We start from the raw sequence: 6124 nt of genomic DNA, 5'->3' as shown, positions 1-6124 counted from the left end.
TGATCCTGCGGTTATCGTATTTTGCCGGGCGTCCACGTTGACCTGATTTCGGGTGTTCGGGCGGCAGCATTCTCTTGGTTCGATTCCACTCGCTGGAGGTCAGTTCATATCTTCTCTCTTCCATGAGAAAAGTTTAAGCGATTGGATCGATTTAGGCAACTTTGACGTTTTTTAAACAAGCCCTAATTCTTGATGGAAAGTATTAACATAGTTTCCCGGGCGCTGCGGAGGAGTTCAGTCGCTCGGGACTCCCTCGACCGCTGCGCGGTCTGCGCAGCTCGCTTTGTGAATCTCTCCCGCAGCGCCCTCGCGTTCGGCCTTTTAATTAAGAAATAGTATTATCAGGAAAACGCCGCGTTTTCAACGTGACTTCGTGCAGATTTCATGATTGCGGCGGCTCAATGTTTTTTGTATAATCATAAATAAAGGTTGCAAAGCGTTGCTTCTATATGATGGGGTGATGATCATGTATAATCCGCTTCATCCGGCGAAGAACATGGATCTTCGTCAGATCGTTTACGAGAAGATCAAGCAGGCTATTGTGAGCGGTATCATCAAGCCGGGGGAAAAACTTTCCGAAGTCGAGCTGGCGGAAAAAATGGCCGTGTCGCGAACGCCGGTGCGCGAAGCGATCCGTCAGCTGGCGAAGACTTCGCTGGTGACGCTGACGCCGCGCAAGGGGGCCTACGTCTCCCTGCCGTCGATCAGCGACGCGGGGGCGCTCTACGAGCTGCGCGAGGACTTGGAAATGTTCGCGGCGGCGCTGGTGTCGGTGAACCCTCCGGAAAAGGAGCTGAAAGAGTTTCTCGAAATTTTCAAACACATGGGCAACGATACGGATCCGCAAAAGTATTTGGAAGAGGACCGCCGTTTCCACGCTTTCCTGTATCAGTCGTCCGGCAACCGTTTCCTGATGAATTCGCTGCAGGAGCTGGTGGATGTGATCAACCTGTATCGTCCGTATTCGCTGGGCGACACCGAGTACATCAGGCATCTTGCCGAGGGGCATGTGGAGATCATCGAAGCGCTTCTGGACCGCGACGAGAGAAGGGTGCGCGAGGCCATGAGGGCTCACATACGCATGAGCCGGGCGCGCCTCGAGGCTTACTTGAACACGCATACTTCCGAACGTCTTCCGCTCCGCCCATGAGTCAGTGGTCTTTCTTTCAGTCGACGCTGATCATTGCCCTGCTGTCGCCGCTGGGACTGTTCCTGGCGGCGTCGTTCTTTTTGCTTCTGATCCCGGCGGCGGAGGGGCGCGCAAAGCGGCGCGTCCTGTGGGGGCTGCTGACGCTGCTTTTCGCTTTTTTGTGCACTGATTTCTGCGGCAAAAAGATGCTTGCCTTTTTGGAAGCTCTGACGCCGGAAGCAAAGGAAGGGAGCGGCGGCCGTTCGGCCGTCGTGCTTGTGCTCGGCGGCGGCGCGGTCGCCGAAGGACAGACGTATCAGCCCTCCGTTTCTTCGCAGCGGCGTCTGCGGACAGCGAGAGAAATTTTATCGCGCTGCGGAGACGCGAAGCTCCTGCTTTCGGGCATCGAGTCGCCGTTGATGGCGCGATGGCTGCGGGATTCGCCGCCTCGGGAAAAAGTGCTTCTGGAAACTCGTTCCTTGAATACCGAGGGCAATCTGCGCGAGAGCGCCGTTTTTTTGCGAAGGCTGTATCCCGACGAGCGTCCGCGCCCGCAGGTCTTTCTCGTCACGGACCGTTTTCATATGGCGCGGGCTCTGCGCTGGGCGAAAAAATTCATGCCTGATTTCGAGGTCGTCCCTTCGCCTGCGCCCAGCCTCGTGCGGAACGTGCCCTGGCGCCCGGTGAACTTCGTGCCGACCTGCCGGGGCCTGGAGCTGACCTCGATGGCCTGGCGCGAAACGCTGGCGCTTCTGAGGGACTGGTTCCGTTCACGCTATGAGAAACAGGATCAATAAAAGCGGGAAGTTTGCGCCGCGTTGTTTCGACGACGCAAACTTCCCGCTTTTTTTATGGTGAGCCCGCCGATGAGCCGCGGGAGATTTCCGCCGCGAAATTTTGGGCGCTGACAACGGAAGAGAGCGGACGCCCCGCCTGCCCCGCGGCAACGTGCAGCAGCGGGTAATGAACGGCAAATATCGAGATTAACGCCTGCACGACAGGCATTCCCAGCCAAAGAGGACTGAGCAGGGGGTGCCCCTCCAGCTCTGCGGGGCTCACGGTGCGGCCGGCGTTTACGGTGATCTCTCCGAGCCCCGCCGCGGCCAAATCTCCCAGCAGAGACAAACAGCGCGGCGAGAGGAAAACGTCGACATGAACGGACTGTCCGTGCATCCTTTCGAGCGCCCGCCGACCGTTATCCCGCACGAACCGGCGGTATTCCCATGGCACAAGAGCCTGTGCCTCGACCAAGCCCCTGGCGAGAGCGTGCATTGTGGCGAAAGTCGCGTCGGCCAGTGCGGCGCATTCGGGATCGGAGCAGTTGTTCACGAGAACGCAGCGCATGCCGGCACGCCGCGCTGCAAGCAGCTCGTAAAGGTAGTCGCCGACGACGAGGCACTGGGAAGCGGGCACGCCGATGGACGCTGCCGCGTCGGTCAGCGCTCGCGGATCCGGTTTGACGTGGCGAGCTTCGCGCCCGAAGGTCTGCGGCGGCAGCCTGAAGCCAATGCTTTGGGCGGCGCGTTCGATGGATTCGCGGCAGTTTCGCGACACGACGCACCAAGGAATGCGGCGTCCGTCGAGCAGGCTGACGAGATCGAAAGCGCCGGCGACCGCGGCGGAACGTGCGGCGCCTCGCATCTCTTCGTCCCTGATGGCGTTCATGAGCTCGGTTCTGAGAGGCTCGCGCATCTCCGCCGCCGTCTCCAGCAGAGGAACGCGCCGTCCGCCGAAGTATTTTTCCCGGATCGGGGCGAAATCGAGCCTGCTCTCGGCAATGACGCCGTCCCAGTCGAAAACGACCCCGCGGATTTGATCGAGATGGATATAGGGGGAACTCATTGTCTCACTTCCTGTTTGTATCGAAAAGATTTTATGTTCCGTCGGCGCTGGATACAAAAAAAGAGGGAACCCCCTGAGAGTTCTCTCTTTTTCGATAAACTGGGCCCACAGTGCCGTGTCGCGGCAGTCTTGACCCGTTCCGCTAGAAATGGAAGATTGCCCGACCGCCACGACGGCCGCAGCCTCTCTTCACCGGACGACAGGTGTTGGCTCAAGACGAAAGCCAAGATCACGAACACCGCAGGTAGACTTTATCATTACGAAAAGTATAGCACAGCTTGTGAACAAAGCAAGCTGTTTTTAGCGGTTGGGCGTCGTCTTTCGCATTTTTTCGCGGTTTAAAGCAAAACGGCTCCCCGAACGTTCATGCTTTCTCTTCGGCGGCGGCGATCCCGTCGACGTGATGCAGCTGGTATTCCGTAAGGATCTTCTGTTCGATGATCCGTCCCGTGCCGTGGCAGTCCTCGCATTCGCGCTCTTCGACGCCGTAATTGATGCTGCCCAGGCCGCCGCAGGATTTGCAGACGCGGACTTTCATCGTTTCCTTGTCGAAAGAGAGATTCTCGCTCAGACTGTCGAGCGTGAACTCCTCCTTGAGCGTCTTGACGAGAACGCGCCCCGTTCCGTTGCACTCGGAACAATTGAAGCGGTTGCCCTTCAGGTCGATGCCAAATCCCAATCCCTTGCATTTTTTGCAGATGTGAATTTTCATAGTTTCCGGATCGAATTCCATGGAAAAAACTCCTTCTCGAAAAATGTACGCTCCCGTCGGCGGAAACGTGACGATCGCGCCGCTTCTTCTTCATAATTCCCGTCCATTATACTCGCTTGGGGCGCTGAAAATCAAAACGGGAGAAACAAACAGGAGCCGTTTTCGCTCTAAAAAGCAAAACGGCTCCTGCGCTTTTGTTTAGGCGTCGCGCCCGTATCGAGGACGGCGCTCCGAAGCGCGCTCGAAATTCCTTTTGCCGAGACGTTCGCCGGAACGATCGAAGCGGCGCTCGCGGCGCGGGCCGCCCAAGCGGGGCTGGGGTTCGCCGGAGCCTCCGGAGATCAAGCCGCGGTCGATCAGCCGCCGCCGTCCGCCGTCGTCGAGGCTGGCGATCGCCGCGGGACTCAGCTCCACCTCGGTGTGCGAGTCGCGCATTTTGATGTTGCCGATCTCGTCGCGGCTGACGCCGAGCGCCGCGCACAGCGCGCCCAAGATCCGCCCCACGGACCATTCCTGGTCGTTCCGTCCCTTGGCGATGCGGATGGAAAGGCCTTGCCCGCGAAAGCGCGCGCGTTCCGTGCCGATGCCGCGCCGTTCGCCGTCGAAGCGGGAACCGACGCGGCCTTCACGGCGCGCGGCGGCGCGCTCGCGGCGCTGGTCGAGCTCGCGCTGGAGCGAATCCCTCAGGGAGTAACCCGTGGGGATGTCCTTGACCACGACCGACAGCAGCTTGGCCGCCAGATCCGCGGCGTCGTCGCTGCGTTCGAGGAGCGACTCGGCCCAGGCGCGGATCTCCGGCGCGGGAACGAGCTCCAGCAGCGATTCTTCGCGGCGTTCGCGCTGAATGACGCTGATCTCCTGAATGTCGGGGACTTTCAGCCATTCGACCTTCATCTCGGAGCTGCGGATCATGAACTTGAAGCGTCCCGATTCCTGCGGCGTCAGCAGCAACAGGTTGCTGCCTTCGTGACCGGCCCGCCCGGTGCGTCCGGAGCGGTGCACGAAGGTCTCCATGCTGTCGGGAAGGCCCAGCTGGATCACGTGGCTGACGCCCTGCACGTCCAGCCCGCGGGCGGCCACGTTGGTGGCGACCAGAATGGGGATGCGCCCGGTGCGGAAAGATTCCAAGGCGTTGCTGCGTTCGCGCTGCGTCATGTCGCCGTTCAGGGCCAGAGCCATCAGGCCTTCTTCCTGAAGACGCCCCGCCACTTCTCCCGTATCGGTCTTGGTATGGCAGAATATCAGGCAGAGCGCCGGCTTCTCCCACAGCAGGATGTTGACCAGCGCTTCCATGCGCTGACGCGAAGGCACCAGATACACGCGGTGCACGATGTCTTCGTGCTGCTCCTCCTCGTGGTTCAGTTCCAGCCGCAACGGCTCCTTGAGATAGCGCTTGCAGAGCGAAAACACCGAGTCGGGCATCGTCGCCGAGAAAAGCCAGGTCTTTTTGCGGTTCACGGCGGCTTCGAGGATCGCTTCCAGCTCGTCGCGGAACCCCATGTCGAGCATGTTGTCGCCCTCGTCGAGAACCAGCGTTTCGATCTCGCTCAGGTCGAGCGTGCCGCGGCGGATATGATCGAGGACGCGTCCCGGCGTGCCGACGACAACCGAGGCGCCGCGCCGGAGCTGGAAGATCTGGTGCTCCATGCTCATGCCGCCGACGATGCTTGCCGTGGCGATGCCTCTGATGTGGCCTAAAAATTCCGATTCGCCGGCGTTCTGCATGGCCAGCTCGCGCGTCGGCGAGAGCACCAGCAGGCGGGGCTTTTTGCCGCCGCCTTCGAGTTCGTTCAGCAGCGGCAGAAGAAAAGCCAGCGTCTTGCCGGAACCCGTGCGCGCCTGCACGACCATGTCCGTGTCCAGATTGGGCTGCGACAGCACCTGCGCCTGAACCGGCGTCGGCGTCGTAAAGCCTCGTTGATCGAGAGCGGCGAGAAAACTCTCGGGCAGATTGAAATCTCTAAAACTTGCTGCGGTCACTTCGTAATTCCTCCCAGAATCGCAAGGGATTCCCAAAGGACCGCCCACCGCGAGCCGCCCTTGGCGTTTCATCCCTGAATCATGACGCTGAAATCGCGTCAAAGGAAACAATTATGATCGTTTCATGCGTGTTTGTCAATGCCTGGAGGAAAATCGATGGCGACCATAAGCTAAATGAAATTCTTCAAGGTAAATGCAACGCAACATCTGGTACCCCGTTGCATTAAATCTGAATTAAAAGAAGCTTGCATTTAGTCTGAATTGATGAAAGAACTTTCTTACGAGACAACAGATCTCGGAAAGGAGTTCATCATCATGAACAAACATTTGACTCTGGCTGAAAGAAAAGCCATTGAAAGCGCCCTCAACCGGCGAGAATCTCTTAGAAGTATTGCCTCAACAGTTCTGAAGTCGCCGAGTACGATCTCCAGAGAGATCAGAAAACATGCAGAGACTGTCTT

Annotated in this window: 6 protein-coding genes; 3 read left to right on the top strand and 3 right to left on the bottom strand. The window is 58.9% G+C overall.

What is annotated here, in order from left to right:
- The first annotated feature begins 466 nt into the window (after positions 1-466).
- Both D7D26_RS11655 and D7D26_RS11650 read left to right on the top strand, forming a co-directional pair.
- Complete coding sequence (locus D7D26_RS11655; protein WP_317540216.1) at positions 467-1150, top strand: GntR family transcriptional regulator; 684 nt, start codon at positions 467-469, stop codon at positions 1148-1150.
- Positions 1147-1926, top strand: a complete 780-nt coding sequence (locus tag D7D26_RS11650; RefSeq protein ID WP_120373157.1) for a YdcF family protein — start codon at positions 1147-1149, stop codon at positions 1924-1926. The genes D7D26_RS11655 and D7D26_RS11650 overlap by 4 nt, the downstream gene beginning before the upstream one ends.
- 52 nt (positions 1927-1978) lie before the next feature.
- On the opposite strand, the gene D7D26_RS11645 is transcribed toward D7D26_RS11650, so the two are convergent.
- The 3 genes from D7D26_RS11645 to D7D26_RS11635 all read right to left on the bottom strand — a co-directional run bounded on the left by D7D26_RS11645 (position 1979) and on the right by D7D26_RS11635 (position 5663).
- Positions 1979-2971 (bottom strand): HAD family hydrolase, encoded by a 993-nt coding sequence (locus D7D26_RS11645; protein ID WP_120373156.1) that lies wholly within the window; start codon positions 2969-2971, stop codon positions 1979-1981.
- Between the two features lie 364 nt (positions 2972-3335).
- Complete coding sequence (locus D7D26_RS11640) at positions 3336-3704, bottom strand: molecular chaperone DnaJ (RefSeq protein ID WP_120373155.1); 369 nt, start codon at positions 3702-3704, stop codon at positions 3336-3338.
- 177 nt (positions 3705-3881) lie between these two features.
- Positions 3882-5663 carry a DEAD/DEAH box helicase gene (locus D7D26_RS11635; RefSeq protein WP_233543567.1) on the bottom strand — a complete coding sequence of 594 codons (1782 nt, stop codon included), beginning with the start codon at positions 5661-5663 and terminating at the stop codon, positions 3882-3884.
- Between the two features lie 264 nt (positions 5664-5927).
- Between D7D26_RS11635 and D7D26_RS11630 the strand changes: the two genes are divergently transcribed.
- Positions 5928-6124 (top strand): helix-turn-helix domain-containing protein (locus D7D26_RS11630; RefSeq protein WP_147413073.1); only part of this gene is annotated, 197 nt, incomplete at its 3' end.

Origin of the sequence: Pyramidobacter sp. CG50-2, from assembly GCF_003612005.1 — a bacterium.
GTDB lineage: Bacteria > Synergistota > Synergistia > Synergistales > Dethiosulfovibrionaceae > Pyramidobacter.
This window is presented reverse-complemented; position numbering and strand designations above follow the sequence as displayed.

Coding starts and splice junctions, on each gene's coding strand:
- D7D26_RS11655 (WP_317540216.1), top strand. CDS start 467: ATGTATAATCCGCTTCATCCGGCGAAGAACATGGATCTTCGTCAGATC.
- D7D26_RS11650 (WP_120373157.1), top strand. CDS start 1,147: ATGAGTCAGTGGTCTTTCTTTCAGTCGACGCTGATCATTGCCCTGCTG.
- D7D26_RS11645 (WP_120373156.1), bottom strand. CDS start 2,971: ATGAGTTCCCCCTATATCCATCTCGATCAAATCCGCGGGGTCGTTTTC.
- D7D26_RS11640 (WP_120373155.1), bottom strand. CDS start 3,704: ATGGAATTCGATCCGGAAACTATGAAAATTCACATCTGCAAAAAATGC.